The sequence below is a fragment of the Mycolicibacterium aromaticivorans JS19b1 = JCM 16368 genome (genome assembly GCF_000559085.1).
Taxonomy (GTDB): Bacteria; Actinomycetota; Actinomycetes; order Mycobacteriales; family Mycobacteriaceae; genus Mycobacterium; species Mycobacterium aromaticivorans.
Genome location: NZ_JALN02000001.1, coordinates 4,548,059 through 4,574,330 on the forward strand (window position 1 = coordinate 4,548,059; position 26,272 = coordinate 4,574,330).

The window sequence follows — 26,272 nt, forward strand, 5'->3', positions numbered from 1 at the left end:
TCCCACTAGGAGAACGACTCTCATGACCAATGCCATCACCGTCACGGGCGCGAACAAGCGTTACGGCGACTTCGCTGCCCTCGACAACGTCGACTTTGTGGTGCCGGCCGGGTCGTTGACCGCACTGCTCGGCCCCAGCGGATCGGGAAAATCGACACTGCTGCGTGCGATCGCAGGGTTGGATCAACCCGACACCGGCACCATCACGATCAACGGACGGGACGTCACCAACGTACCCCCGCAGCGCCGCGGAATCGGTTTTGTGTTCCAGCACTACGCCGCGTTCAAGCACCTGACCGTGCGGGAGAACGTCGCATTCGGATTGAAAATTCGCAAGAAGCCAAAAGCTGAGGTCAAGGCGAAGGTCGACGACCTGCTCGAGGTCGTCGGACTGGCCGGCTTCCAAACACGTTATCCCAACCAGCTTTCCGGCGGTCAGCGCCAACGGATGGCGCTCGCCCGCGCGCTGGCCGTCGATCCTGAGGTGCTCCTGCTGGACGAACCGTTCGGTGCTTTGGACGCCAAGGTCCGCGACGATCTGCGGACCTGGCTGCGGCGACTGCACGACGAGGTGCACGTCACGACGGTGCTCGTCACCCACGACCAGGCCGAAGCCCTGGACGTGGCCGACCGGATCGCGGTGCTCAACAAGGGCCGCATCGAACAAATCGGCTCACCGACCGACGTCTACGACAGCCCGGCCAATGCGTTCGTCATGTCCTTCCTCGGCACGGTGTCGTCGCTCAACGGAATCCTGGTGCGCCCGCACGACATTCGGGTTGGTCGAAATCCGGAGATGGCGATCGCGGCGGGGGATGGCACGGCCGAGTCGACCGGAGTAACCCGTGCCACCATCGATCGGGTGGTGTATCTGGGCTTTGAAGTACGCGTCGAATTGACCAGCGCCACCAACGGGGCGCCGTTCACCGCGCAGATCACCCGAGGCGACGCCGAGGCCTTGGCGCTGAAAGAGGGCGACACCGTCTACGTGCGGGCCACCCGGGTCCCGCCGATCGCCGGCGAGGTCCAGGTCGCGGCCAGTTAGGCTGCGATCCGGTTCGCGACGGCGGTATCGAACCGGTCGAGCACAGTCTCGGCCACCAGCCGATGCGCGCCCAGTGGGCTGACCATGGACAGGCCTGCCGCATCGGCGATCGCGGCCACCCGGTCGGTGATGCGGCCCGGCGCGATGAACCAGGGCGCCACCACGATCCGCCGTGCGCCACTCTTGCGTAGCAGCTCGATCCCGTCCGGCACCGACGGCTGGGGCCCGGTCGCGTAGGCGACGTGCACTCCCGACCATCGGGCACCGCGGCCCAACGTGACGGCGAGCGCCGCGGTCCGGGCGTTGGCGGCGGCATGGGAGGAACCGACCGCCACCACCAGCACGCCGAGACCGCGCTCGAATTGATGAATCTGGTGCTCCGCCAAGCGTTCCCGCATGACAGTCACAAGGCGCGGATCCTCACCGAGGGTGTCGGCCTGGATCACGTCGGCGCCGGTGTCAGCGATCATCGCCGGGATGTCGACGCGGGCGTGGTAGGCGCTCGCCAACAGCAGCGGGGTGACGACCGCCGGGCCGTCGAGTGTCCGTAGGACATCACTCAGATTCGGGGCGTGCTTCTCGCAGAACGCCACTCGCACGTCGAGTTCGGGACGCAGCATGCGGATCCGCTCGGCCACCGCGTACGTGGTCACCGCGGAACGCGGATCGGCACTGCCGTGCGCGGTGAGGATGAGCGGTGGGCAGGAGCGAAGCGACCCGGGAGTCGACACCGTCACGAAACGTGAAGCCCGCATTCGGTTTTCGCCAGGCCCTGCCAGCGTCCACTACGCGGGTCGGCGCCCTCGATCGGCTTGGCCGTGCACGGTGCGCAACCGATCGACGGATAGCCTTCGTCGACAAGCGGATTCACCAGCACGCCGTTGGCCTGGATGTAGGCGTCCATGTCCTCATCGGTCCACGCGGCCAGCGGGTTGATCTTCACCAGCTTGAAGCCTTCGTCGAAGCTGATCAGCGGCGCGTTGGCGCGAGTGGGCGCCTCGACCCGACGGATGCCGGTGACCCAGGCGGTGTATCCGCCCAGCGCCTTGCTCAGCGGCACCACCTTGCGCAGCCGGCAGCATTCGCCCGGATTGCTGGCGAACAGGTCCTTGCCCAGCAGCTGATCCTGCTCGGTCACACTGTGCTCGGGCGTGACGTTGACGACGTGGATGTCGTACACCGCTTCGACCGCGTCGCGGGTACCGATCGTCTCGGCGAAGTGGTAGCCCGTGTCGAGGAACAGCACGTCAACGCCGGGGCGCACCTTCGAGGCCATGTCGACCAGCACCGCGTCCTGCATGTTGGAGGCGACGACGTAGTCACCACCGAAGTGCTTGTCGGTCCAGGCCAGCAGTTCGAGCGCGCCGGCGCCGTCGAGTTCGGCCGCGCCACGTTCTGCAAGCTCCCGCAGCTCGGCCTCGGTCACTCTGTCCACCCCAATGCTCATCGCAACTCTTCTTCCTGTGCCCGTACGGCCCATTGGGCGAAACGCTCTCCGTCGCTTCTTTGTTTCACGAAGTTGCGCACCACCCGCTCGATGTAGTCGCCGAGCTCGGTGCTGGTGACCTTGTGCTGGCGCAGTTTGCGGCCGAAACCGCTGTCCAGCCCCAGGCTTCCGCCCAGGTGCACCTGGAATCCCTCGACCGAATTGCCGTCACCGTCGTCAACCATCTGGCCCTTGAAGCCGATGTCGGCGACCTGGATGCGGGCGCACGAGTTGGGGCAGCCGTTGATGTTGACAGTGACCGGCACATCGAGCTGGGAGTTGAGATCTGCCAGGCGCTCCTCGAGCTCCGGCACCAGCACCTGGGCCCGGTTGCGGGTCTCGGCGAACGACAGCTTGCAGTACTCGATGCCGGTGCAGGCCATCAGGTTCTTGCGCCACGACGACGGCCGTGACGGCAGCCCGAGGGCGTCGAGGGCGGCGACCAGCTCGTCCAACTTGTCATCGGCGACGTCGAGAATGACGAGCTTCTGGTACGGCGTGAGGCGGATCCGGTCGGAGCCTGCGGCCTTGGCCAGGTCGGCGACCTTCGTCAGGATCGTGCCGGTCACCCGGCCCGCGATGGGGGCGACGCCGACGGCGTTGAGCCCGTTCTTCTGCTTCTGGATGCCGACGTGGTCGATCGGGTGCTTCAGCGGCTCCGGGGCGGGGCCGTCGAGCAGCTTGCGGCCCAGGTATTCGTCCTCGACGACTTGGCGGAACTTCTCGACTCCCCAGTCCTTGATGAGGAACTTCAGCCGCGCCTTGCTACGCAGTCTGCGATAGCCGTAGTCGCGGAACACCGAGGTGATGGCCTCCCACACCTCGGGGACCTCGTCGAGCGGCACCCAGGCGCCCAGGCGCTGAGCGAGCATCGGGTTGGTGGACAGTCCGCCGCCGACCCAGATGTCCAGGCCCGGCCCGTGCTCGGGATGGTTGACCCCGATGAAGGCGATGTCGTTGACCTCGTGCGCGACGTCCTGCAGGCCCGATATCGCGGTCTTGTACTTGCGCGGCAGGTTGGAGAACGACGGGTTGCCGACGTAGCGGCTGACGATCTCGTCGATCGCCCACGACGGGTCGAGAACCTCGTCCACCGATTCGCCGTTGAGCGGGCCGCCGAGCACCACACGCGGGCAGTCGCCGCACGCCTCGGTGGTCTGCAGCCCGACCGCGGCCAGCCGCTCCCAGATCTGTGGCACATCCTCGATCTGGATCCAGTGGTACTGCACGTTCTCGCGGTCGGAGATGTCGGCGGTGTCGCGGGCGAACTCGGTGGAGATCTCACCGATCGTCCGCAGCGCCGCGGCGCTCAGCGCGCCGCCGTCACAGCGCACCCGCATCATGAAGGACTTGGCCTCGAGGATCTCTGCGTTCTCGTCACCGGTCCAGGTGCCGTCGTAGCCCTGCTCACGCTGGGTGTAGAGACCCATCCAGCGCATCCGGCCGCGCAGATCGTTCTTGTCGATGCTGTCGAAACCGGTCTTCGAATACGTGTTGATGATGCGATCGCGGACGTTGAGCGCGTCGTCGTCCTTCTTGAACTGCTCGTTCGGGTTCAGCGGCTCGCGCTGACCCAGGGCCCACTGGCCCTCACTGCGTGTCTTCGCCGCGGCCTTGGTCGGCTGGGTCATGAAATGTGCTCCTCAATGTTCAAGGAGCTGGCGTTCGAATCGCGCGAATCCACCGGTGAGCTGTTCCGGCGGCGCAGATCCGGTCAGCCAGCTGAAGTACAGGTGGGCGGGTCTACGAGGTCAAGCCAGACAACAGCAAGTACAGACGCGCTTGAAATCGACATGCCGCCGCACGACCAGCGCAGGACTGCGCAGGGTCTGGGGGGCTGTCATGCGGGCCATTCTGCCACGAACCGCGCCGATAGCTCTAACCGGGCCGAATTTTGACTCGTCGTGAGCGAAAGTCGGCTCTGGGACACTGAACGGATGTCGGTCCGCCCCGCACCGACCGCCCTACCGGAACTCGCACTGACTCCCGGAACGGCGTTCGGCATCTACGTCCACGTGCCCTTCTGCGCCACGCGGTGCGGGTACTGCGACTTCAACACCTATACGGCCGCCGAGCTCGGCGGCGCTTCGCCCCAGGGTTGGCTGAGCGCGCTGCGCTCCGAACTGGAGTTGACCGCCGCCCTGCTGGGTGAGGTGTCCGTCGACACGGTCTTCGTCGGTGGCGGTACCCCGTCGTTGCTCGGTGGCGAGGGGTTGGCCTCGGTGCTCGACGCGGTCCGTGCCAACTTCACGATGGCCGCACAGGCGGAAGTCACCACCGAGGCCAACCCGGAGTCGACGTCGCAGGCGTTCTTCGACGAGATCCGCGCCGCGGGCTACACCCGGGTGTCGCTGGGCATGCAGTCGACCGCGCGCCGGGTGCTGGCGGTGCTGGACCGGACCCACTCGCCGGGCCGGCCGTTGCAGGCCGCGGCCGAGGCGATGGCGGCCGGCTTCGAGCACGTCAACATTGACCTCATCTACGGCACACCAGGGGAGACCGATGACGATCTCTCGCGTTCGGTCGATGCTGCGCTGAGCGCCGGCGCCGACCACATCTCGGCCTACGCCTTGGTTGTCGAGGATGGTACGGCGCTGGCTCGCCGGGTGCGCCGCGGCGACATCGAAGCCCCCGACGACGACGTCCTCGCCCACCGTTACGAATTGCTCGACCAGCGGCTGGCGGCGGCGGGGCTGAGTTGGTACGAGGTGTCCAATTGGAGCCGTCCCGGCGGTGAGTGCCGGCACAACATCGGCTACTGGAACGGCGGGCAGTGGTGGGGTGCGGGTCCCGGAGCTCACGGGTTCGTCGGCGACATCCGGTGGTGGAACGTCAAGCACCCCAACGCTTATGCCGAACTGCTGGCCGACGGGCGGCTGCCGGTGGCAGATTTCGAGCGTCTAGGTCCCGAGGCCCGCCACATCGAGAACGTGCTGTTGGGAATCAGGTTACGCACCGGCTTGCCGGTCGCCGTGCTGACGGAATCCGAACAGTCGCGCGCAGGCCGGGCGGTGGACGACGGGCTGCTGACGCGGGGCGGAGAGCGGTTGCTGCTCACCGACCGCGGCCGGCTGCTGGCCGATGCCGTGGTGCGCGACCTCCTCGACGACTGAGCGCCGGATACGGCAAGGCCGCGGGGGAGCCTTTGGGGGTAGGCACATCCCGCGGCCTTGCCCGGCATACCTGCCGGTTAGCCCAGCGCCCACAACGGGATGCCGTTGAACCCGAACGCCTGCTGAGGCGAGGTGGCAGGAGGCGTGGCGTGAATTCTTGCGTGGCCCTGCTTCTGGCACATTGTGGCACCACCCTTGTCCAAGCAGTCCATCGGGTTGGGCGATGCGCTTGCACTCGGCGCGAGGCTGACGGCCAGCGCCGCGGCACCGGCGGCGACGAGTGGGGCGAGGCGGCGGAGTGTGATCGTCATTGATCGTCCTTTCTTCTTCCGGGAGAGAAACCCTGGGGGGATTAGGTTTTCGTTGACTCTTCCCGATATCTCAACTCTATGTGCTGCGGGCGAGCCGGTCACGGGGTTCATATCAGAGTCAAATCTATTGATGGCCAAACGAACTCAATCATCGAACGGCAATCCCGTTGTTCTGCAACGACAGCGCTGGGCTGGGCTCGACATGAAGAACCCGGGCACTGCCGATGTCGTAGAACAGGCCGATGACCTTCAGCCGGCCCTGCTCGTGCAGGTCGTGGATCAGCGGGTGACCCACCAGGGTGTCGACCTGGACGGCAACACTGACCATGCTCAGCTGGTCTGCGGTGCTGAAGCCCTGCTCGGCGGCCGATTGCGCTATCGGGTGCCGGCCCTCGTCGAAGGTATCCAGAGCCGGCTGAGCGTACTTCAGCCAGGACCGGAGGTGTTCCTCGCCGGGTCGGCGCGGCGCCCCGACGCCTTGCTCCCGCAAGGCGGCATGCATTGCGCCGCAGGAGGAATGGCCGCACACGACGATCGACGACACGTTCAACCTCCCGACCGCGAAGGCGATCGCCGCTTCCACGGAATAGTCGTGCTGGTCGGCGGGCACGAGGTTGCCGACGTTGCGCACGGTGAACAGGTCACCCGGCCCGCTGCTGGTGATCGCGTTGGGCACGATCCGGGCGTCGGTGCACGTGATGAACAACGTCTCGGCGGTGTTGGTGTGCGCCAATTTCTCCATGTGCGGCCGGATGTGGGGAGCAGTCCTGCGGTGGTACACCTCGACGCCGTCGAGAACGGACTGGCCTGCGGTGTCGCGCCGTTCATGGCCGATGGTGGTCAGCGGGTCCTGCCACGAACTCCACGGCACGATGCCGAGCCGCTTGTCGATCATTCCGAAGGAGCGCTGGGGCGGCCCGTCCAGCGCGCTGCTCAGTTCGACCGAGCCCACTTCCTGCACCAGAACGCTGCCGCCTGACGCCTCGTGCTGCCGCTGCCAGTCCTCGATCACCTGGTGTGCGGCGTGGTCGATGAAGTCCACCGAAATCTCCAGTGTGACGCGCACACCGGGAGGCACCGACGCCAGTGTCTTGTGCAGCTGAGGCAGCGACAGGAACGTGGCCGATCCTTCCACGGCGACGCGCCAATCGTCGTTGTCATCGTCGGCCGGCTGGGCATGGATCCTGGCGCGTGCCACTCGCCAGACCGTCAGCACGACCGCCAGCGCCAGCCCGAGCAGGACACCTTCGAGCAGGTTGAGGAAGACCACCCCGGTGATCGTCACCAGATAGACGGCGATATCGCCGGTCCGGCGTGCGGTCTTGATGTGGCTGAGCTTGACCAGCTGAATGCCGATGACGATGAGCAACCCGGCCAGCGCCGCGGTCGGAATCTGCTGGGCCAGACCGGCGAACGGCAGGGCGAAGACCAGCACCCACACGCCGTGCAACATCGCCGACGCACGGGTTTTGGCGCCCGCGGTCACATTGGCCGAGCTGCGCACGATCACACCTGTGATCGGCAGTCCGCCGACGGCGCCCGAGACGACGTTGGCAGCGCCCTGTCCCACGAGTTCGCGGTTCAGATTCGACCGCGGGCCGTCCTGCATGCGGTCCACGGCGACCGCGGTGAGCAAGCTCTCGACGCTGGCGATGAGTGCGACGGTGATTACGCCCGTGGCGAACGCGCCCCAGTTACCCTCCGGCAGGCCCGGTGGCTTCAAGGCGTCGAGCAGTGAACCGTTGAGCTGGATGCGCGGCACATTCATCGCGAAGAGCACCGACACCGCGCTGGCGCCGACGATCGCGACCAGCGGCCCGGGCACCTTGCGAATCTTCGCCGGCATCCAGCGCCAGCTCACCAGGATCCCGATCACCAGGAGCCCGACGGCCAACCCGGCGTGATCGGCGGCGAGCAACTGACCGGGCAGTTCGGTGATGTTGCGCCAGGCCGAGCTCTCGGAGCTCCCGCCCAGCAGGACATGGACCTGCTGCAGCGCGATCGTGACGCCGATGCCGGCGAGCATGGCGTGCACCACCATCGGTGAGATCGCCAGCGCTGCGCGGCCCACCCGGCTGACTCCCAGCAGTACCTGGAGGATGCCCGCGCAGACGGTGATTGCGCAGGTCACGGCCCAGCCGAATTCGGCCACCAGGCCCGCGACGATCACCGTCAACCCGGCGGCGGGACCGCTGACCTGCAGCGGCGACCCGCCCAGGGCGCCGGCAACCACACCGCCCACGATCGCCGCGATCAGCCCCGCCAGCACCGGTGCATCGGAGGCGATGGCGATGCCAAGGGACAGCGGTAGGGCCACCAGGAAGACCACCAACGAGGCCGGTAGGTCGTAGCGCAGGAGGGTGGACATCCTGCCCGGGTCTTCAGAACCCTCGAGTGGCGCAGTTGAACGCTGCAAGGCCAGACTCCTGTCTGCGTATGCGAGATCTATTAATTGACAGTCGATTCACGGATCGTTCCGCCGAATCGAAACGAATTCACAAGCGCGACAGTAGGTGTGGCGAAAGACTGTCTTCAAGGAATCCATATCGGATCCATATCTGCGGGCACTCGGCGCGGCCGAGTCGTGACCAAAGTGTGTCGCGTCTAACAGATTGTTGCGGAATGCTCTGGCCGCGAACGCAATACGACAACGCCTTCAGTAGGGCCGCGACCGGGCAAGATATGAAACAGATATGGGGTCCATGACAGATTCATGTGTTTTCCCCAGAATCGAAGTATGGCTATACCGGTCGCACCGTCAACGTCTCGTCCCCTCCGCCCCCGTCAGGCCATCCTCGGGCAGCTTCCGCGCATCTCCCGCGCCGACGGTTCGCCCATCCGCGTACTTCTCGTCGACGACGAGCCGGCGCTGACGAATCTGGTCAAGATGGCCTTGCACTACGAGGGCTGGGAGGTGGAAACGGCCGGCGACGGTCGTGACGCCTTGTCGAAGTTCCGGGAGTTCGAGCCGGATCTGCTGGTGCTCGACATCATGCTGCCCGACACCGACGGACTGCAGATCCTCAAGATGACGCGGGAGACCGAGGGCTATACGCCGACGCTGTTCCTGACGGCGCGGGATTCGGTGATGGACCGGGTGACGGGGCTGACCGCGGGAGCCGACGACTATCTGACCAAGCCGTTCAGCCTCGAGGAGTTGGTCGCCCGGCTGCGGGGCCTGCTGCGCCGGTCCAAGGCCACCACCGCGCCCGAGGACGAGGTGCTCAAGGTGGGCGATCTTGTGCTGGACGGGCCGAGTCGTGAGGTCACCCGGGGCGACGAGCAGATCTCGCTGACCACCACCGAGTTCGAGCTGCTGCGGTATCTGATGCGCAACCCGCGTCGCGCTGTCACCCGCGCCGAGATCCTGGACCGGGTGTGGAACTACGGCTTCGGCGGCCGGTCCAGCATCGTCGACCTCTACATCTCCTATCTGCGCCGCAAGGTCGACGCCGGGCGCGAACCGATGATCCATACGGTGCGCGGTGTCGGCTACATGCTGCGGCCGCAGCGGTGAGGCCGGCCACCCACGGCGAGAGGCGGTGGCGTCCGCGTTCACTGCGCAGGCGGTTGGTCATCTGGGTCTCGGCGATCAGCAGCGTGGCGATGATCGCCATCGGCGCGGTCGCGGTGATGAGTCTGCGCGACGAGGCGATGAGCCTTGCCAACAGTCAGGTGTCCAATTCGCTTGCCGCGTTCAGCTATTCGTATTCCAAGGCCAAGCGGTTCGGGGACATCGAACAACCAGCGGACGACGGCAGCGCCGATCACGGTGATTTCGACGAGTTCCCGGGCCAGGGGCCGGGCACGGTGATCGCGATGCTGCGCGACGATCGGGTGGTCTACGCCAGCGCGTTCACCGACGGCGAACCCGTCCCGGCTCCGCCGGACGCACTGCGCGCATTGGAGAAGATCAACTGGGCAGGCGGCGATCCGCAGACCGTCGAACTCGGCGACATGGGGTCGCATCGGGTCGGGCACCGGGATTTCCCGGGCGGCGAGCGGCTGGTGTCGGCGGTGTCGCTGGATCTGGCGAACAAGACCGTCACGGGCAAAGGTCTGACCGTGGTGATCCTGGTGGTCGTCGCTGTGGCGCTCACCGCGTTGGGAACGATGATCGTGGTGAACTACGCGTTGCGGCCGCTGCGGCGCGTCGCGGACGTCGCCGCCAAGGTCGCCGACCTTCCCCTGGACCCCACCGACTACCGGATCACCGCCCGGGTGAGCCCGGCCGACACCGACCGGGCCAGTGAGGTCGGGGTCGTCGGTCATACCCTCAACCGGCTGTTGTCCAATGTCGATTCCGCGCTCGGCGATATCGCGGCGTCCGACCGCCGAACGCGCCAATTCCTCACCGATGCCAGCCATGAACTGCGCACACCGCTGGCCGCGATCCTCGGTTACGCCGAACTGACCCGCCAGGACAGCGACTTGCTGCCGCCGACCACCGAGTACGCGCTGGCCCGCATCGAGGCGGAATCACGCCGGATGGCGTCCTTGGTGGCCGACCTGCTGCTGCTGTCGCGCCTCGACGAGGGCGGTGACCTGGAGCTCGAAGACCTCGACCTGTGCGACGTGGTCGCCGACGCGGTGAACGACGCTGCGGTGAGTGCGCCGGACCATCAGTTCATGATCGACCTGCCCGACGAAGCCATCTGGGTTCGTGGCGACCGCGCCCGGTTGCATCAGCTGCTGGCGAACCTGCTCGGCAACGCGCGGGTGCACACCCCCGCGGGAGTCACGGTCAACACATCCCTCACCAGGGGCGGCGGCGGGCGGGTGGAACTCGTCGTCAGCGACGACGGTCCCGGCATACCCGAGGAGATCATGCCCAATCTGTTCGGCCGGTTCGTCCGGGCGGACAAGTCGCGGTCGCGCGAGCTGGGTTGCAGTGGGTTGGGGCTGGCGATCGTCCTGTCGATCGTGGAAGCCCACGGCGGCACGGTGAGCGCGCAATCCCGCCCGGGCAGAACTCAATTCACGGTGAGCCTGCCGGCCGCCGGTCAGCTGGCCGAGAACTGGTCGGCGACGCCGCCGTCCATGTCGTAGACCCGGGCGTGCAGGACCGTGCGATTACGCAGCGCGGCCCGGACCGCCCGGTGCAGGCCGTCCTCTAGGTAGATCACGCCACGCCACCGGACCGCGTGCGGGAAGAGGTCGCCGTAGAACGTCGAGTCTTCGGACAGCAGGCGGTCCAATGCCAGCACCGTCGTCGTCGTGACCAACTCGTCGAGCCGGATCTGTCGCGGCGGAATCTGCGACCAGTCGCGGTAGGAGAGGCTGTGCTCGGGGTATGGCTTGCCGTCCCGAACGCCTTTGAAGATCATCGGGCCGTCGTCCCTGCCGACCGACCCCGCGTCACCATTCGAGCAAGGCTAGTCGCTGCAGGCCCCGACGTCAGCGGTGGGCGAACATCCGTGCGCACGTAACACCGAGCCGGTGGCACTCCGAGTGCGCGGGTGCTAAATGTGGGCGTTTGTGTCCGTAAAATGGAGACGACTTGGAGGTGTACCAGATGGGAAGTGCTGACGACCGTCGCTTCGAGGTGCTCCGTGCCATCGTCGCCGACTTCGTGGCGACCAAAGAACCGATCGGTTCCAAAGCCCTCGTCGACCGCCACAATCTGGGCGTATCCAGCGCAACGGTGCGCAATGACATGGCGGTCTTGGAAGCGGAGGGCTACATCACCCAGCCCCACACCAGCTCGGGGCGAGTGCCCACCGAGAAGGGCTACCGCGAGTTCGTCGACCGCATCGACGACGTCAAACCGCTGTCGGGCTCCGAGCGCCGAGCGATCCTGCAGTTCCTGGAATCCGGCGTCGACCTCGACGACGTGCTGCGGCGCGCGGTGAAGCTGTTGGCCCAGCTGACTCGGCAGGTCGCGATCGTCCAGTACCCGACGCTGTCGACCTCGACGGTGCGGCACCTGGAGATCGTGGCGTTGACGCCGGCCCGGCTGTTGATGGTGGTGATCACCGACTCCGGCCGGGTCGACCAGCGCATCGTCGAGTTGGGCGACACCATCGACGACCACCAGCTGTCCCAGCTGCGCGAATTGCTCGGGCAGGCGTTGGAGGGCAAACGGCTGGCGGCGGCGTCGGTTGCGGTCGCCGACCTGGCCGCGCGGCTGGATGGGTCGGGCGGCCTCGGCGATGCCGTCGGCCGGTCGGCCACGGTGCTCCTCGAGTCGTTGGTGGAGCACAATGAGGAACGTCTGCTGATGGGCGGCACCGCCAACCTGACCCGCAACACCGCCGACTTCGGGGGATCGCTGCGTTCCATCCTCGAAGCTCTTGAGGAACAGGTCGTGGTGCTTCGCCTGCTGGCCGCCTCACAGGAAGCGGGTAAGGTCACGGTGCGCATCGGTCAGGAAACGGAGGCCGAGCAGATGGCCGGAACGTCGGTCATCAGCACGACCTACGGCAGCTCGGGCACCGTGTACGGCGGCATGGGTGTTTTGGGACCCACCAGAATGGACTATCCGGGAACTATCGCCAACGTCGCAGCTGTTGCGATGTACATCGGCGATGTCCTAGGGCACCGAGCCGGGTAGCCGGCGACATTAGACATGCGAGCCGGCTAACCGGCGGGGAAATTCGAAAGGTCAACAGTGGCACGGGACTACTACGGCTTGCTCGGGGTGAGCAAGGGCGCCAGCGATCAGGAGCTCAAGCGCGCCTATCGGAAGCTGGCCCGCGAATACCATCCCGACGTCAACCCCGACGAAGAAGCCCAGCACAAATTCAAGGAGATCAGCGCCGCCTACGAGGTGCTCTCCGACCCGGAGAAGCGGCGCATCGTCGACCTGGGCGGCGACCCGCTGGAGGGCGCCGCGGCGGGAGCCAACGGGTTCAGCGGCTTCGGTGGTCTGGGTGATGTGTTCGAGGCGTTCTTCGGCGGCGGCGGTGCGGCGCGCGGCCCGATCGGCCGGGTGCGGCCCGGTTCGGACTCGCTGCTGCGGATGCGCCTGGATTTGTCGGAGTGCGCGACCGGGGTGACCAAGCAGGTGACCGTCGACACCGCGGTGCTCTGTGATGTGTGCCAGGGCAAGGGAACTCACGGTGACTCCACGCCCGTAGCCTGTGACACCTGCGGCGGACGCGGCGAGGTGCAGACGGTGCAGCGTTCGCTGCTGGGCCAGGTCATGACCTCCCGGCCGTGCCCTACCTGCCGCGGCGTCGGCGAGGTCATTCCCGATCCCTGCCACCGGTGTGCCGGCGATGGACGAGTGCGTGCCCGCCGCGACATCAGCGTGAAGATTCCGGCCGGTGTCGGTGACGGCATGCGGGTTCGGTTGGCCGCGCAGGGCGAGGTCGGCCCGGGTGGCGGCCCGGCGGGCGACCTGTACGTCGAGGTCCACGAGCAGCAGCACGACATCTTCGTCCGCGACGGTGACGACCTGCATTGCACCGTGTCGGTGCCGATGGTCGACGCCGCGCTCGGTACCTCGGTCACCGTCGACGGGATCCTCGACGGGCTGACCGAGATCGTCATCGCGCCGGGCACCCAACCCGGTTCGGTGACCACGCTGCGCGGGCACGGTATGCCGCATCTGCGTTCCGGGGTCCGGGGTGACCTGCATGCGCACATCGAGGTGACGGTGCCGGGCAAGCTCGACGCCCGGGCCAAGGAACTGCTCACCGAGTTCAAGACCCGCAGCCACGCCGAACCCGAGGTCAAATCCACACACTCCATGGCAGGCAACACCGGCGGACTGTTCAGCCGGCTGCGCGAAACATTCAGCGGCCGTTAGGCTCCGGCTTCCGTGGCCGACACACTGTTTTTCGTCGACGCCATTCCGGTGGTGGGGCAGCGTGCTGTCGTCGACGGCGACGAGGGTTTCCACGCCGCGACGGTCCGACGCATCCGGCCCGGCGAAACTCTCGTCCTGTCTGACGGCGAGGGCACCCTGGCCCGCTGCGAGGTGGACGAGACCACCAAGCGCGGGTTCTCGGCCCAGGTGCTTGAGCGCTGGACGCTCCCGCGTCCGCATCCGACGGTGACCGTCGCGCAGGGCATTCCGAAATCGGAGCGCTCGGAACTGGCGATCGAGCTGGCCACCGAGGCCGGTGCCGACGACTTCATCGCCTGGCAGGCCGACCGGTGTGTGGCGCGCTGGGACGGCGAACGCGCCGAGAAGGGCCTGCGCCGGTGGCGGGCGGTGGCGCGGTCGGCGGCGCGACAATCGCGGCGAGGCTATATCCCACCTATCGACGGCCCGGTCGCGACGGCTGCACTGACCGACCTGGTCGCCCAGCGGGTCGGGGCCGGCGGACTGGTTCTGGCTCTCCACGAATCGGCCGACCGCCCGCTGGCTGAACTGCCGTTCGCCCAAGCGGCGTCGATCATGCTGATCGTGGGCCCCGAAGGTGGGATCAGCGACGCCGAACTCGAGCGGCTGGCTGAGGCCGGGGCAACCGCGGTCCGGCTGGGTCCGACGGTGCTGCGCACCACGACTGCCGCGGCGGTGGCCCTCGGCGCGTTGGGGGTGTTGACCGGGCGCTGGTCGCATCAGCGTCGGTAGCGGTCGGGCCACATCGGAAACCGGACTGTGGGTTGACCAGTGGGAGGTGCGGCGTTCGGACGGTAAACTGGTGTTTTCGACCTAACCGGAACCCAGGAAGCAGGCTTCGAAGACCACGTGACGCCCCGCGAGACGACCGCTGCTCGCCCTGATGACAGCCAGGTGCGTAGCAGCATGACTGTTCCGCCCGACCTCGTCGTGGGCCTGCTGGGTTCCGCTGACGAGAATTTGCGCGCACTCGAACGCACTCTGTCGGCCGATGTCCATGTCCGAGGCAACACCGTCTCCCTGTCCGGTGAGGCGGCCGATGTCGCGATGGCCGAACGGGTGATCTCCGAACTCATCGCTGTTGTGGCCGGTGGTCAGACGCTGTCTCCGGATGCGGTCCGTCGCAGCGTCGGGATGCTCGCCGGAGCGGACAACGAGTCACCGGCTGAGGTGCTGACGCTGGACATCCTGTCCCGGCGCGGAAAGACCATTCGGCCCAAGACGCTCAACCAGAAGCGCTACGTCGACGCCATCGACGCCCACACGATCGTGTTCGGCATCGGTCCGGCGGGCACCGGCAAGACCTACCTGGCGATGGCCAAGGCGGTCAACGCGCTGCAGACCAAGCAGGTCACAAGGATCATCCTGACCCGGCCCGCGGTGGAAGCCGGTGAGCGCCTTGGGTTTCTGCCCGGCACGCTGACCGAGAAGATCGACCCGTACCTGCGGCCGCTCTACGACGCGCTGCACGACATGATGGACCCCGCCGCCATCCCGAACCTGCTGAGCACCGGGGTGATCGAGGTCGCGCCGCTGGCATTCATGCGTGGTCGTTCACTCAACGACGCGTTCATCATTCTCGATGAGGCGCAGAACACCACCGCCGAGCAGATGAAGATGTTCCTCACCCGGTTGGGGTTCGGCTCCAAGATCGTGGTCACCGGTGACATCACCCAGGTCGACCTGCCCGGCGGCGCCAAGTCCGGTCTGCGGGCGGCGATGGACGTGCTCGACGGCATCGACGACATCCATTTCGCCGAACTCACCAGCGCCGACGTGGTCCGCCACCGCTTGGTGTCGGAGATTGTCGACGCCTACGCCAAGGCCGAGCAGCCGACGCTGATGAACCGCTCCCAACGTCGGTCGACGCGGCGCTAGGGGCATCTCACATGACCATCGAGGTATCCAATGAATCCGGCCTCGACGTTTCCGAAGAGGAACTGATCAGCGTCGCGCGCTTCGTGATTCGTCGCATGGACGTCAATCCGGCCGCTGAGCTGTCGATGGTGTTGCTGGACACCAACGCGATGGCCGACCTCCACATGCGCTGGATGGACCTGCCCGGCCCCACCGACGTGATGAGCTTCCCGATGGACGAGCTCGAGCCCGGCGGTCGCCCGGATGCGCCCGAGCCGGGGCCGTCGATGCTCGGTGACATCGTGTTGTGTCCGCAGTTCGCCGCCGATCAGGCCACCGCTGCCGGTCACAGCCTCGGTCAGGAACTGGCGCTGTTGACCGTGCACGGCGTGCTGCATCTGCTGGGCTATGACCATGCCGAGCCGGATGAGGAAAAGGAGATGTTCGACCTGCAACGCACCCTTCTCGAAGAGTGGGTGGCCGAGCAGGTCGAGGCATACCACCAGGATCGGCAGATCGAGAAGGACCGTCGACTGCTCGACAAGTCACAGTTCTTCGACGAACCGTGACGGGCTGGAGTTCGCTGCTCGGTGCGATCGCGCTGATAGCGCTGGGCGGTTTGTTCGCCGCGATCGATGCTGCCATCAGCACCGTGTCGATTGCGCGGGTCGAGGAGCTGGTGCGCGACGAGCGACCCGGCGCCCTGCGGCTGGCCAGGATCATGGCCGAGCGGCCGCGGTACATCAATCTCGTTGTGCTGCTGCGCATTGCGTGCGAGGCCGCCGCGACGGTCTTGCTGGTCGCCTTCCTGTGGGATGACCTCGGTCTGACCTGGGGCCTGGTGGCGGCGGCGGGCATCATGACGGTCGCCAGCTTCGTCGCGATGGGGGTGGGCCCGCGCACCATCGGCAGGCAGAACGCCTACACCATTGCCTTGACGTCGGCCGTTCCGCTGCAAGCGATCTCGGTTCTGCTCACTCCGATCAGCAGGCTGCTGATCGTGCTCGGCAATGCGCTCACCCCGGGCCGCGGCTTCCGCAACGGACCGTTCGCCTCCGAGATCGAGCTGCGTGAGGTCGTCGACCTGGCACAGCAGCGCGGCGTGGTGGCCGACGACGAACGCCGAATGATCCAGTCGGTCTTCGAACTCGGCGACACCGCCGCACGTGAGGTGATGGTGCCGCGCACCGAGATGGTGTGGATCGAGAACGACAAGTCCGCCAGTCAAGCGACATCGCTTGCGGTGCGCAGTGGGTATTCGCGCATCCCGGTGATCGGAGAGAACGTCGACGATGTGGTCGGCGTGGTCTATCTCAAAGACCTTGTGCAGCGCACCTATTACTCCTCGGACAGTGGCCGCGGCACCAAGGTGACTGACATCATGCGACCGGCGGTGTTCGTCCCGGACTCCAAACCGCTCGACGAGTTGTTGCGTGAGATGCAGCGCGACCGCAACCACATGGCCTTGCTGGTCGACGAGTACGGAGCCATCGCCGGCCTGGTCACCATCGAGGACGTCCTGGAGGAGATCGTCGGCGAGATAGCCGACGAGTACGACACCCGCGAAGTGGCGCCCGTCGAAGAGTTGGGCGACAACAAGTTCCGGGTGTCGGCCCGCCTGCCGATCGAGGACGTCGGCGAGCTCTACGACATCGAGATCGCCGACGATCTCGACGTCGACACCGTCGGCGGTCTGCTGGCCCTCGAGCTCGGCAGGGTGCCCCTGCCCGGCGCCGAGGTGGTCTCGCATGGGCTGCGTCTGCAGGCCGAAGGCGGCCGCGACCACAGAGGGCGGCTTCGCATCGGCACCGTGCTGGTCAGCCGGATCGAGCCGGAAGGAAGCGACGAGGATGACTGACGCTGCGCAGAGTGAATTCCGGTCCGGCTTCGTCTGCTTCGTCGGCAGGCCCAACACCGGCAAGTCGACGCTGACCAATGCGCTGGTCGGAACCAAGGTGGCGATCACATCCAACCGTCCGCAGACCACCCGACACACCATTCGCGGCATCGTGCATCGCCCCGACTTCCAGATCGTTCTGGTCGACACTCCCGGCCTGCACCGCCCGCGCACGCTGCTGGGCAAGCGGCTCAACGACCTGGTCCGCGACACCTACTCGGAAGTCGACGTCATCGGGCTGTGCATTCCCGCCGACGAGAACATCGGACCCGGCGATCGATGGATATACGAACAGATCCGCGACGTCGCCCCCCGCACAACGCTTGTCGTCATCGTCACCAAGATCGACAAGGTGTCCAAGGAGCGGGTGGCCGAACAGCTGGTCGCCGTCCATGAACTGGTCGGCGACACCGCGGCCGAGATCGTGCCGGTGTCGGCCACGCGGGGGGACCAGGTCGACATCCTCATCGATGTGCTGGCCGGCCAGTTGCCGCCCGGCCCGGCGTTCTACCCCGACGGGGAGCTCACCGACGAGCCCGAAGAAGTGTTGATGGCCGAGCTGATTCGCGAGGCGGCACTGGAAGGGGTTCGCGACGAGTTGCCGCACTCGTTGGCGGTGGTCATCGAGGAGATCGAGGAAAGGTCGGGGCGGCCGGCGGATGATCCCCTGATCGATGTGCACGCGGTGTTGTATGTCGAGCGGGACAGCCAGAAGGGCATCGTCATCGGCAAGGGCGGTGCTCGGCTCAAAGAGGTTGGGACGGTGGCCCGTACGCAGATCGAGAAGCTGCTCGGCACCAAGGTCTATCTCGATCTGCGGGTCAAGATCGCCAAGAACTGGCAGCGCGACCCCAAACAGCTTGGCCGGCTGGGGTTTTAGCTCTCGGTGGGCACCGGGGTGTTCCACCAGATCTCGGGTTGCTTGTTGGCCCACCCGTTGATGGCTTCCAGCTCAGCCGCCAGGGAGATCAGCAGCGGCTCACTGTTGGCCGGGCCCATCAGCTGCACGCCGATCGGCAGGCCCTCGGAGGTGAAGCCGGCCGGAACATTGATCGACGGCCAGCCCAGCAGATTCCACGGGAACGTCACCGGGCACGCCGCGATCATCGCGCGGTCGGTACCCATGGGCCCGAGGCGGTCGAACGTGCGGGCCGGCGGAGGCGGCTGCGCAGTCGTCGGCGCCAGCACGACGTCGACGGAGCGGAAGATCTGCCCGACGCGGCGGTGCAGCTTCGGTTCGCTGGCGCGGGCGCGGCGCAGCATCGAGCCAGACAGCAGCCGGCCCATCCGCATGTTGGACTCGGTGCGGGGGTCGAAGGCGACGTCGTCACCAAGCCGGTCGGCCCACTCCAGCAGCCCGGCGGTGGACCGGGGTAGGAACGTCAGCGGCAGCCGCAGGCCGTAGTTGGGGTTGCCTGCCATCACGGTGTGGCCCAGCAGGCCGAGCTGCTCGGCGATCCCGCTGAGCGCGACCCTGATCTCGGGATGCAGCCTGGCGGGAAAGAAGGTGAACGGAAAGCGGGTCGACAGCGCGATCTTCAATGGACCCGGGGCGGCCCCGACGGAGTCGGTCATCCGTACCGGCGGTGGCGTGAACGGGTCGTCATCGTGGTTGCCGGAGGCGGCGTCGAGCACGAGCGCGGCGTCGGCGACCGTGCGGGCCAAAACCCCGTTGACGGTGATCCCGTTGAACGGGTCATGGACCGGCCAGGTCGAGATGCGGCCGCGCTGCGGCTTGATACCGACCAGGTGGGTCCAGGCGGCCGGCACCCGGACGCTGCCCGCGCCGTCGGATCCGATGGCCGCGGCGACCAGGCCTGCCGCGACGGCGGCGGCGCTGCCGCCCGACGAGCCACCGGGAGTGTGCTTGCGCGACCAGGGATTACGGGTATGGCCGAAGGCGGGGCCGCTGGTGAACGGCCATTGGCCCAGTTCGCAGCAGTTGGTCTTGCCGACGATCACCGCGCCCGCCGCGCGCAGCCGGCGGACGACTTCGGAGTCCTGTGTCGCCGGGCGCACGGGTCCGGCCGTTCCGAACGAGGTCGGAACGCCGGCGATGTCGACGTCGTCCTTGACCGCGATGGGGATGCCCAGCAGCGGGGCCTGCTCGCCGGCGGCGCGCCGTCGATCGGCCTCGGCGGCATCGGCGAGTGCCGATTCGGTCAGCACCACCCGGAAGGCGTTGAGCGTGGATTGGCTGGCGGTGATCGCACGCAGCGACCGGCGGGCCAGTTCGGTGGACGTGACCGTGCCGCTGGCCAACTGATAGAGCTGCTCACCAATGGTCGGAAACCGCGGTGGCCTGCCCAGACTCCGGTGAGCTGTCATGGCGACGTCGAGACTAACGGCGCGCGTCCGCCGGTATGTCGCAATGCAGTGGGAAACTGGTCGGATGCGGCTGTACCGGGATCGGGCGGTCGTGCTGCGCCAGCACAAGCTCGGTGAAGCCGACCGTATCGTCACCTTGCTGACCCGCGACCACGGTCTGGTCCGCGCGGTTGCCAAGGGCGTGCGCCGTACCCGCAGCAAATTCGGTTCCCGGCTGGAGCCGTTCGCCCACATCGATGTCCAGCTGCACCCCGGTCGCAACCTGGACATCGTCACCCAGGTGGTGTCGATCGACGCCTTCGCCACCGACATCGTCAGCGACTACGGCCGCTACACCAGCGCCTGCGCGGTCCTGGAGACCGCCGAGCGGCTCGCCGGGGAGGAACGCGCCCCGGCGCCGGCGCTGCACCGGCTCACAGTCGGGGCATTGCGGGCGGTGGCCGACGGTGCCCGCAGCCGCGAGCTGGTCCTGGACGCCTACTTGCTGCGGGCCATGGGGATCGCCGGCTGGGCGCCGTCACTGACCGAATGTGCCCGCTGCGCGGCGCCGGGACCGCACCGAGCGTTCCACATCGCCGCTGGTGGCAGCGTCTGCATGCATTGCCGTCCGTCCGGCTCGACGACACCGCCGCAGGCGGTGCTGGATCTGATGTCCGCGCTGCACGACGGCGATTGGGAGCTTGCGGAGGCCTCGACGCCGTCGCACCGCAGCCACGCCAGCGGCTTGGTGGCTGCGCATCTGCAGTGGCATCTGGAACGCCAGTTGCGCACTTTGCCGCTGGTGGAGCGGGTCTACCGGCGGGCCGCTGACCATGGGATGGAGATGTTCAGGCAGGATGAGCCATATGGCGATGAACCGGGTGACCAGCTCGTGGCGGGGGGCTGAGCGCAGGCGGAAAGAGACCTTTCCGCAGCTGCCCCCGGCGCCCGACGACTACCCGATGTTCCCGGACACCTCTGTGTGGCCGGTCGTATTTCCCGAACTGCCACCCGCGCCGGACGGCGGTCCGCGCCGGCCGCCCCAGCACACCTCCAAGGCCGTGCCGCCGGCGATCCCGGCCACCCAGATGCCCAAGCACGTGGCCGTCGTGATGGACGGCAACGGGCGATGGGCCACGCAGCGCGGGTTGAGCCGCACCGAGGGCCACAAGATGGGCGAGGCGGTGCTGATCGACATCACCTGCGGAGCCATCGAGATCGGGATCCAGCACCTGTCGGTGTACGCGTTCTCCACCGAGAACTGGCGGCGCAGCACCGAAGAGGTGCGGTTCCTGATGGGCTTCAACCGCGAGGTGGTGCGCCGGCGCCGGGAGAACCTGGATGCCATGGGGGTCAACATGCGCTGGGTGGGGTCGCGGGCTCGGATGTGGCGCAGCGTGATCAAGGAATTCGACATCGCCGAGAACATGACCGTCGGCAATGACGTCATCACGGTGAACTACTGCGTGAACTACGGCGGGCGGGCCGAAATCGCCGAAGCGGCAAAGCAAATCGCGCGTGACGCGGTGGCCGGCCGGGTAGATCCGGAGCGGGTGAACGAGGCCACGATCACCGAGCACCTGCACCGGCCGGACATTCCCGACGTCGACCTGTTCATCAGGACGTCGGGGGAGCAGCGGGCAAGCAACTTCATGCTCTGGCAGGCCGCGTACGCCGAGTACGTGTTCCAGGACAAGCTGTGGCCCGATTACGACCGGCGCGACCTGTGGGCGGCCTGCGAGGAGTACGCCGAACGTAACCGGCGTTTCGGCCGGGCCTGAGATGGGACTCGACACCCGGTTGGCCGATGCACTGAGCGCGGTCGTGCCGGTGGAGGTGGAGTCGGACGGTGCGCTGACGGTGCGCTATGACGGCACGTTCGCCTCGCTGCGGACGGTCACCATTGCCGAGGACATCGAGATGGTGTCGGTGACGCAGGTCCTCGGCTGGGATCTGCAGCCGACTGCCGACCTTCGCAAACGTGTTGCCGCGCAAGCACAGTTGACGATGCTGGGGACGGTGACGCTCGTCGAGTCCGGTAAGAAGGGCGACATCATGCTGCGCTACAACTTTCCCGGCGATGGGCTGGCCGATCATGCGCTGCAGACGCTGGTGCTGATGGTGCTCGCCGGCGGGGCCGACGCCCGTCGCGCGCTCGTCGACTAACTCAGCCTCGGCACTGCCCGCAGGTGCCAAATAGCTCGATCGTGTGGCTGACGTCCGAAAAACCATGCTCGGCAGCCACTTCCGCGGCCCAGGCTTCAACTTCGCGGCCGCTGACCTCCACCGCTGCACCGCAACTGCGGCACACGAGATGATGGTGATGGTCCGCGCCGGCGCAGCGCCGGTAGACCGACTCCCCGGTATCGGTGCGCACCATGTCCACCAGCTCGGCCGCCGACAGTGACTGCAGCGTCCGGTACACCGTGGTCAGCCCGATGTTCTCACCGCGGCGGCGCAGCTCGTCGTGCAACTCCTGCGCCGAGCGGAACTCGTCGACGGTGTCGAGCAGCGCGATGATGGACGCCCGCTGACGAGTGGCGCGCACCCCGCCCGCGCCGGCGCGCGGACGGATGTCTGCTCCGGTCACGAGTGCCCCTCGCCGGCGTGGCTGATGGCGGCGACGACGATCTCGGCCAGGTGCTCATCGACCAGCCGGTACATCACTTCCCGCCCGGATCGCTCGCCGGCGACCACTCCGGCCGCCTTCAGGATTCGCAGGTGCTGGCTCACGAGGGGCTGCGGGACGTCGAGGGCGTCGACGAGCTCGTGCACGCACCGCCGGGACTCCCGAAGTTGCAGAACGATCGCGATACGCACCGGGGCGGCCAGCGCGCGCAACAGTTCACCGGCGCGTTCCAGCAGCGCAGCATGGTCGGTGGCGGTGGTCATTGCGCACCTCCCCGTTATTGGAAACGATTTCCAGTTGGCTAACACTTTTCCATGCATGATCACGCATGTCAAAGGGTCCGGTGAGAGGTCGCTAGGCTATGGGACTGTTGTCCGTTCACAGAACAGGAGTGGCACCCACCGTGGCGTCCGTCATCGATTCCGTCGTCAACCTGGCTAAGCGTCGTGGCTTGGTCTATCCAGCCGGCGAGATCTACGGCGGGACCAAATCGGCATGGGACTACGGCCCACTGGGTGTGGAGCTCAAGGAGAACATCAAGCGGCAGTGGTGGCGGTCGGTGGTGACCGGCCGCGACGACGTCGTCGGCCTGGACAGCTCGATCATCCTGCCGCGCGAGGTGTGGGTCGCCTCCGGTCACGTCGAGGTGTTCAACGATCCACTCATCGAGTGCCTCAACTGCCACAAGCGCCACCGTCAGGATCACCTGCAGGAGGCGTACGCAGAGAAGAAGGCGACCAAAGACAAGGTCCCAGTGGACCCCGAATCGGTCGCCATGACGGAGATCGTCTGCCCGGACTGCGGCACCAAGGGCCAGTGGACCGAGCCCCGCGAATTCAACATGATGCTCAAGACCTACCTCGGGCCGATCGAAGCCGAGGAGGGCATGCACTACCTGCGGCCGGAGACCGCGCAGGGCATCTTCGTGAACTTCGCCAACGTGGTGACCACCTCGCGCAAGAAGCCGCCGTTCGGCATCGGCCAGATCGGCAAGAGTTTCCGCAACGAGATCACCCCCGGCAACTTCATCTTCCGCACCCGCGAGTTCGAGCAGATGGAGATGGAGTTCTTCGTCGAGCCCGCCACCGCACCCGAGTGGCACCGGTACTGGATCGACACCCGGCTGCAGTGGTACATCGACCTCGGCATCAACCGCGACAACCTCAGGCTCTTCGAGCACCCCAAGGAGAAGCTGTCGCATTACTCGGCGGGCACCACCGACATCGAGTACAAGTTCGGTTTCCAGGGCAACCCGTGGGGCGAGCTCGAAGGCATCGCCAACCGCACCGACTTCGATCTCAAGACGCACTCACACCATTCCGGCACCGACCTGTCGTTCTACGACCAGGCCGCCGACACCCGCTACGTCCCGTACGTCATCGAACCCGCAGCGGGACTTACCCGTTCGTTCATGGCGTTCCTCGTCGACGCCTACGCTGAGGACGAGGCGCCGAACGCCAAGGGCGGGGTGGACAAGCGCACGGTGCTGCGATTGGACCCGCGGCTGGCGCCGGTGAAGGCGGCGGTACTACCGCTGTCGCGGCACGCCGATCTCAGCCCGAAGGCCAAGGATCTGGCCGCGGAGTTGCGCAAGAACTGGAACATCGAGTTCGACGACGCCGGTGCGATCGGCCGCCGCTATCGCCGCCAGGACGAGATCGGCACGCCGTACTGCGTGACGGTCGACTTCGATTCCCTGGAGGATCACGCGGTGACCGTCCGCGAGCGCGACCAGATGACGCAGGAGCGCATCGGCATCGACTCGGTGGTCGACTACCTGGCCACCCGGCTGAAGGGCTAGAAGCGGCCTAGAAACGGCCGCCGCCGCCCAGCATCCCGCCGCCGTCGGAGCCGCCTGACGATCCGCCGAAGGTCGTCGACGACCATCCGCCGCCACCGCCGAATCCGCCGCGCATACCGCCGGACAAGATGTTGCCGAGGATGATGCCGCCGATGACGGCGCCCATGTTCGACGAACCGCCAACGCCGCCATAGTGATTCATATAGGTGCGCTGCGCGGACTGGACGTCGTTGTTGGCCAGCTGCTGAGCTTGGGCAGCCAGCATCGACGCACCATTGGCATGCGCGATCGCTTCGGTGACATTGGTCTTCCGTTTGGCCTGCGCGGCCTCGAGTTGGCGCACCGCCTCGTTGAGCCGGGTGCGGGCCTCGGGCCCGACACTGCCGCGGCGGGTGTCGACGTAGTCGGCCACCGAACGCACCCGCGACTGCGCGGTGAACAGTGCCTGGTCGTAGGACCGGCCCAGCCGTTCGGCGTTCTCGCGTTCCTCGGCCACGCTGGCCAGTAGCCGGTCCAGATCGGCGTCGGCCTGGGTCAGCTGGGTGAACGCCCCCAGCGGGTCGGCAGATCCGTTGGTCTGTGCCGCGGCCACCGCCGCGACCGCGGCGTCGCGGGCGGCCGTCAGCTCGGCGGTGTTGGACAGTCCGCCCTGGGTCAGCTGAGCCACGGCCTGGTTGATGCCCTGCTGGGTGTCGGCGATCGCCGCAGGCAAGGTAGCGACCGCGCGCCTGATATCGCTGGCCGCGCTGTCGACCGCATCGAGCATCGAACTGGCCTGCTGCAGAGCGGCTTCCGCGCCGCGCACGCAATCGACCAATTCGCTCTGCTCGCCGGCCACCGGTTTGGCCACCAGCTCGCGGGCCCGGCTGATCGATTGGTCGGCGAAGTCCAGCCGTTCCTTGGCGGCGGCGGCGTTGCGCGCCACCGAAACCAGCGCCGACTCGGCGAATTCGGTGTGCAGCTGTGCCAATGTGCCCTCGGCGGGATCGATGCGGGCGCTGACGTCGACCAGCTTCTGGGTCAGTATGTCCAGCCGGTCGGGTGCGTTGATGACGAGATCTCGCAGCTGATGGAACGCCTGGGTCTGGGCGTCCAACTCACGGTTGGCCCGCGCGGCGGCGACCACCACCCGGGTGAGCAGGTCGCGGCGCTCGGCCGGGGTTTCGGGCACCGCGTCGTCGAGCTGTTGGCGCACGGTGAACGCCTGTTGCAGGGTGGCCTTGGCGTTCTCGACGGCGCGTGCGAAGGGTTGGGTCTGCTGCTCACCGAATTCCTCTTCTGCCAAGGTCAATTCGTTGGAGCTCGTGCGAACGGCATTGTCGACGTCGACGACGATCGAGCGGGACAACTCGTCGAGTGCGTCGACTGGAACCGAAGCCAGGGCATTCGGATCGGTGGGGTCGACGCGCTTGGCGGCGGCCACCTCGGCCTCGTGCCGCTTGCGCCGCCGCCGGCGGCTCCACACCAGCAAGACCACCACCGCCAGCACGATGACGCCCAGAATGATCACCAGCGGCAATAGCGCGAAGCCGCCGGCGCTGGTGGTCTTGGCCGCCAGGCCGTCGGCCGCCGCGATCGCGGCGCCCGCCCAGTCGCCGTTGTGCAGGGCGGGCTCGATCTTGTCGTGGCGCAGGTCGTCGATTTTCGCGCCGCCGGCCGCCGCGGTGGGTACCAGGAAGGCGTAGGAGCGCTGCCCGGTCGCGACCGCCAGAATCGCGTCCTGGTTACTCAGATCGCTGGCCACGCGGGTTTCCTCGGTCCAGCCCACCGCACTCTTGGGGGCGAAGGAGTCGACGAAGACCACCCACAACCGCACCTTCCGCTCGCGGTAGAGGGTGTCGACGGCGTTCTGCACGCTGGCCAGTTGGCCGCCGGCCAGGACGCCGGCGTTGTCGGTGACGTAGTCCGGCAGCCGAAACGGCGGCTCGGCCGTCGCGGCGGGTGCCACCAGAGTGGCGGTGGTCAGGATGGCCGCGAGCAGGCTGAACAGACGAGCGAGGCGCAAGACCGTCAAATGTAGTGGGGCCGGTGCTG

At 67.1% G+C, this 26,272-nt stretch carries 25 protein-coding genes; 15 read left to right on the plus strand and 10 right to left on the minus strand.

Annotated features, from left to right (window positions below):
- Window positions 1-22: 22 nt before the first annotated feature.
- Window positions 23-1,045, plus strand: coding sequence for a sulfate/molybdate ABC transporter ATP-binding protein (locus Y900_RS21695; RefSeq protein WP_036344447.1), 1,023 nt, complete (start codon window positions 23-25; stop codon window positions 1,043-1,045).
- Here the strand turns inward: Y900_RS21695 and Y900_RS21700 are convergent.
- Genes Y900_RS21700 through Y900_RS21710 form a run of 3 tightly spaced genes read right to left on the minus strand, consistent with a single transcriptional unit; the run spans window position 1,042 to window position 4,162 of the window.
- On the minus strand, window positions 1,042-1,800 hold the full coding sequence (locus Y900_RS21700; protein ID WP_036344448.1) for a sirohydrochlorin chelatase: 759 nt from the start codon (window positions 1,798-1,800) through the stop codon (window positions 1,042-1,044). The genes Y900_RS21695 and Y900_RS21700 overlap by 4 nt on opposite strands.
- Complete coding sequence (locus tag Y900_RS21705) at window positions 1,779-2,492, minus strand: phosphoadenylyl-sulfate reductase (RefSeq protein ID WP_051660194.1); 714 nt, start codon at window positions 2,490-2,492, stop codon at window positions 1,779-1,781. Before Y900_RS21705 ends, Y900_RS21700 begins: the two co-directional genes overlap by 22 nt.
- Window positions 2,489-4,162, minus strand: coding sequence for a nitrite/sulfite reductase (locus Y900_RS21710; RefSeq protein ID WP_036344452.1), 1,674 nt, complete (start codon window positions 4,160-4,162; stop codon window positions 2,489-2,491). Before Y900_RS21710 ends, Y900_RS21705 begins: the two co-directional genes overlap by 4 nt.
- A gap of 306 nt (window positions 4,163-4,468) precedes the next feature.
- Between Y900_RS21710 and hemW the strand changes: the two genes are divergently transcribed.
- Window positions 4,469-5,644 carry a radical SAM family heme chaperone HemW gene (gene hemW / locus Y900_RS21715; protein WP_036344454.1) on the plus strand — a complete coding sequence of 392 codons (1,176 nt, stop codon included), beginning with the start codon at window positions 4,469-4,471 and terminating at the stop codon, window positions 5,642-5,644.
- 77 nt (window positions 5,645-5,721) lie between these two features.
- On the opposite strand, the gene Y900_RS21720 is transcribed toward hemW, so the two are convergent.
- Both Y900_RS21720 and Y900_RS21725 read right to left on the minus strand, forming a co-directional pair.
- The gene (locus tag Y900_RS21720) at window positions 5,722-5,955 is read right to left on the minus strand and encodes a hypothetical protein (protein WP_036344455.1); all 234 of its coding nucleotides are present in this window, start codon (window positions 5,953-5,955) and stop codon (window positions 5,722-5,724) included.
- A gap of 148 nt (window positions 5,956-6,103) precedes the next feature.
- Window positions 6,104-8,323 carry a SulP family inorganic anion transporter gene (locus Y900_RS21725; protein ID WP_036344457.1) on the minus strand — a complete coding sequence of 740 codons (2,220 nt, stop codon included), beginning with the start codon at window positions 8,321-8,323 and terminating at the stop codon, window positions 6,104-6,106.
- 369 nt (window positions 8,324-8,692) lie between these two features.
- Here Y900_RS21725 and Y900_RS21730 point away from each other — a divergent pair, with 369 nt between their 5' ends.
- Together Y900_RS21730 and Y900_RS21735 are read left to right on the plus strand one after the other, a co-directional pair.
- Entirely contained in the window at window positions 8,693-9,472 is a 780-nt protein-coding gene (locus Y900_RS21730; RefSeq protein ID WP_036344458.1) for a response regulator transcription factor, read from the plus strand.
- Window positions 9,469-11,004, plus strand: a complete 1,536-nt coding sequence (locus Y900_RS21735) for a sensor histidine kinase (protein WP_051660195.1) — start codon at window positions 9,469-9,471, stop codon at window positions 11,002-11,004. Before Y900_RS21730 ends, Y900_RS21735 begins: the two co-directional genes overlap by 4 nt.
- Here Y900_RS21735 and Y900_RS21740 read toward each other — a convergent pair.
- Window positions 10,959-11,282, minus strand: coding sequence for a type II toxin-antitoxin system VapB family antitoxin (locus Y900_RS21740; RefSeq protein ID WP_036344460.1), 324 nt, complete (start codon window positions 11,280-11,282; stop codon window positions 10,959-10,961). The genes Y900_RS21735 and Y900_RS21740 overlap by 46 nt on opposite strands.
- A 188-nt stretch (window positions 11,283-11,470) precedes the next feature.
- On the opposite strand from Y900_RS21740, the gene hrcA reads away from it, so the two are divergent.
- From hrcA to era, 7 genes are all read left to right on the plus strand, one after another.
- A complete protein-coding gene (gene hrcA, locus Y900_RS21745; RefSeq protein ID WP_036344462.1) occupies window positions 11,471-12,508 on the plus strand; it encodes a heat-inducible transcriptional repressor HrcA in 1,038 nt (345 codons plus the stop codon).
- A 57-nt stretch (window positions 12,509-12,565) separates the two neighbouring features.
- A complete protein-coding gene (gene dnaJ / locus Y900_RS21750; RefSeq protein WP_036344464.1) occupies window positions 12,566-13,708 on the plus strand; it encodes a molecular chaperone DnaJ in 1,143 nt (380 codons plus the stop codon).
- Window positions 13,709-13,720: 12 nt separating this feature from the next.
- Window positions 13,721-14,479, plus strand: a complete 759-nt coding sequence (locus tag Y900_RS21755) for a 16S rRNA (uracil(1498)-N(3))-methyltransferase (RefSeq protein ID WP_036344466.1) — start codon at window positions 13,721-13,723, stop codon at window positions 14,477-14,479.
- A 117-nt stretch (window positions 14,480-14,596) separates the two neighbouring features.
- On the plus strand, window positions 14,597-15,625 hold the full coding sequence (locus Y900_RS21760; protein ID WP_036344467.1) for a PhoH family protein: 1,029 nt from the start codon (window positions 14,597-14,599) through the stop codon (window positions 15,623-15,625).
- Between the two features lie 11 nt (window positions 15,626-15,636).
- Entirely contained in the window at window positions 15,637-16,173 is a 537-nt protein-coding gene (ybeY, locus tag Y900_RS21765) for an rRNA maturation RNase YbeY (RefSeq protein WP_036344468.1), read from the plus strand.
- Window positions 16,170-17,462: a hemolysin family protein gene (locus Y900_RS21770; RefSeq protein WP_036344469.1), complete on the plus strand. Its 1,293-nt coding sequence runs from the start codon at window positions 16,170-16,172 to the stop codon at window positions 17,460-17,462. Before ybeY ends, Y900_RS21770 begins: the two co-directional genes overlap by 4 nt.
- Complete coding sequence (era, locus tag Y900_RS21775) at window positions 17,455-18,381, plus strand: GTPase Era (protein WP_036344470.1); 927 nt, start codon at window positions 17,455-17,457, stop codon at window positions 18,379-18,381. Before Y900_RS21770 ends, era begins: the two co-directional genes overlap by 8 nt.
- On the opposite strand, the gene Y900_RS21780 is transcribed toward era, so the two are convergent.
- The gene (locus Y900_RS21780; RefSeq protein ID WP_036344471.1) at window positions 18,378-19,829 is read right to left on the minus strand and encodes an amidase; all 1,452 of its coding nucleotides are present in this window, start codon (window positions 19,827-19,829) and stop codon (window positions 18,378-18,380) included. The two genes, era and Y900_RS21780, sit on opposite strands and share 4 nt — an antisense overlap.
- A 64-nt stretch (window positions 19,830-19,893) precedes the next feature.
- Here Y900_RS21780 and recO point away from each other — a divergent pair, with 64 nt between their 5' ends.
- The 3 genes from recO to Y900_RS21795 are packed head-to-tail and all read left to right on the plus strand — an operon-like array spanning window position 19,894 to window position 21,974.
- The gene (recO, locus tag Y900_RS21785; RefSeq protein ID WP_036344473.1) at window positions 19,894-20,715 is read left to right on the plus strand and encodes a DNA repair protein RecO; all 822 of its coding nucleotides are present in this window, start codon (window positions 19,894-19,896) and stop codon (window positions 20,713-20,715) included.
- On the plus strand, window positions 20,675-21,589 hold the full coding sequence (locus Y900_RS21790; RefSeq protein ID WP_192827536.1) for a decaprenyl diphosphate synthase: 915 nt from the start codon (window positions 20,675-20,677) through the stop codon (window positions 21,587-21,589). Before recO ends, Y900_RS21790 begins: the two co-directional genes overlap by 41 nt.
- Window position 21,590: 1 nt before the next feature.
- Window positions 21,591-21,974: a hypothetical protein gene (locus Y900_RS21795; RefSeq protein WP_036344474.1), complete on the plus strand. Its 384-nt coding sequence runs from the start codon at window positions 21,591-21,593 to the stop codon at window positions 21,972-21,974.
- 1 nt (window position 21,975) lies between these two features.
- Here Y900_RS21795 and Y900_RS21800 read toward each other — a convergent pair whose 3' ends face one another.
- Together Y900_RS21800 and Y900_RS21805 are read right to left on the minus strand one after the other, a co-directional pair.
- Window positions 21,976-22,383: a Fur family transcriptional regulator gene (locus Y900_RS21800; protein WP_036347483.1), complete on the minus strand. Its 408-nt coding sequence runs from the start codon at window positions 22,381-22,383 to the stop codon at window positions 21,976-21,978.
- Window positions 22,384-22,394: 11 nt separating this feature from the next.
- Window positions 22,395-22,700 (minus strand): ArsR/SmtB family transcription factor, encoded by a 306-nt coding sequence (locus Y900_RS21805; RefSeq protein WP_036344475.1) that lies wholly within the window; start codon window positions 22,698-22,700, stop codon window positions 22,395-22,397.
- 128 nt (window positions 22,701-22,828) lie between these two features.
- Here Y900_RS21805 and Y900_RS21810 point away from each other — a divergent pair, with 128 nt between their 5' ends.
- A complete protein-coding gene (locus Y900_RS21810; RefSeq protein ID WP_237752625.1) occupies window positions 22,829-24,238 on the plus strand; it encodes a glycine--tRNA ligase in 1,410 nt (469 codons plus the stop codon).
- 7 nt (window positions 24,239-24,245) lie between these two features.
- On the opposite strand, the gene Y900_RS21815 is transcribed toward Y900_RS21810, so the two are convergent.
- Window positions 24,246-26,243, minus strand: coding sequence for a TPM domain-containing protein (locus Y900_RS21815; RefSeq protein WP_036347486.1), 1,998 nt, complete (start codon window positions 26,241-26,243; stop codon window positions 24,246-24,248).
- Between the last annotated feature and the right edge of the window lie 29 nt (window positions 26,244-26,272).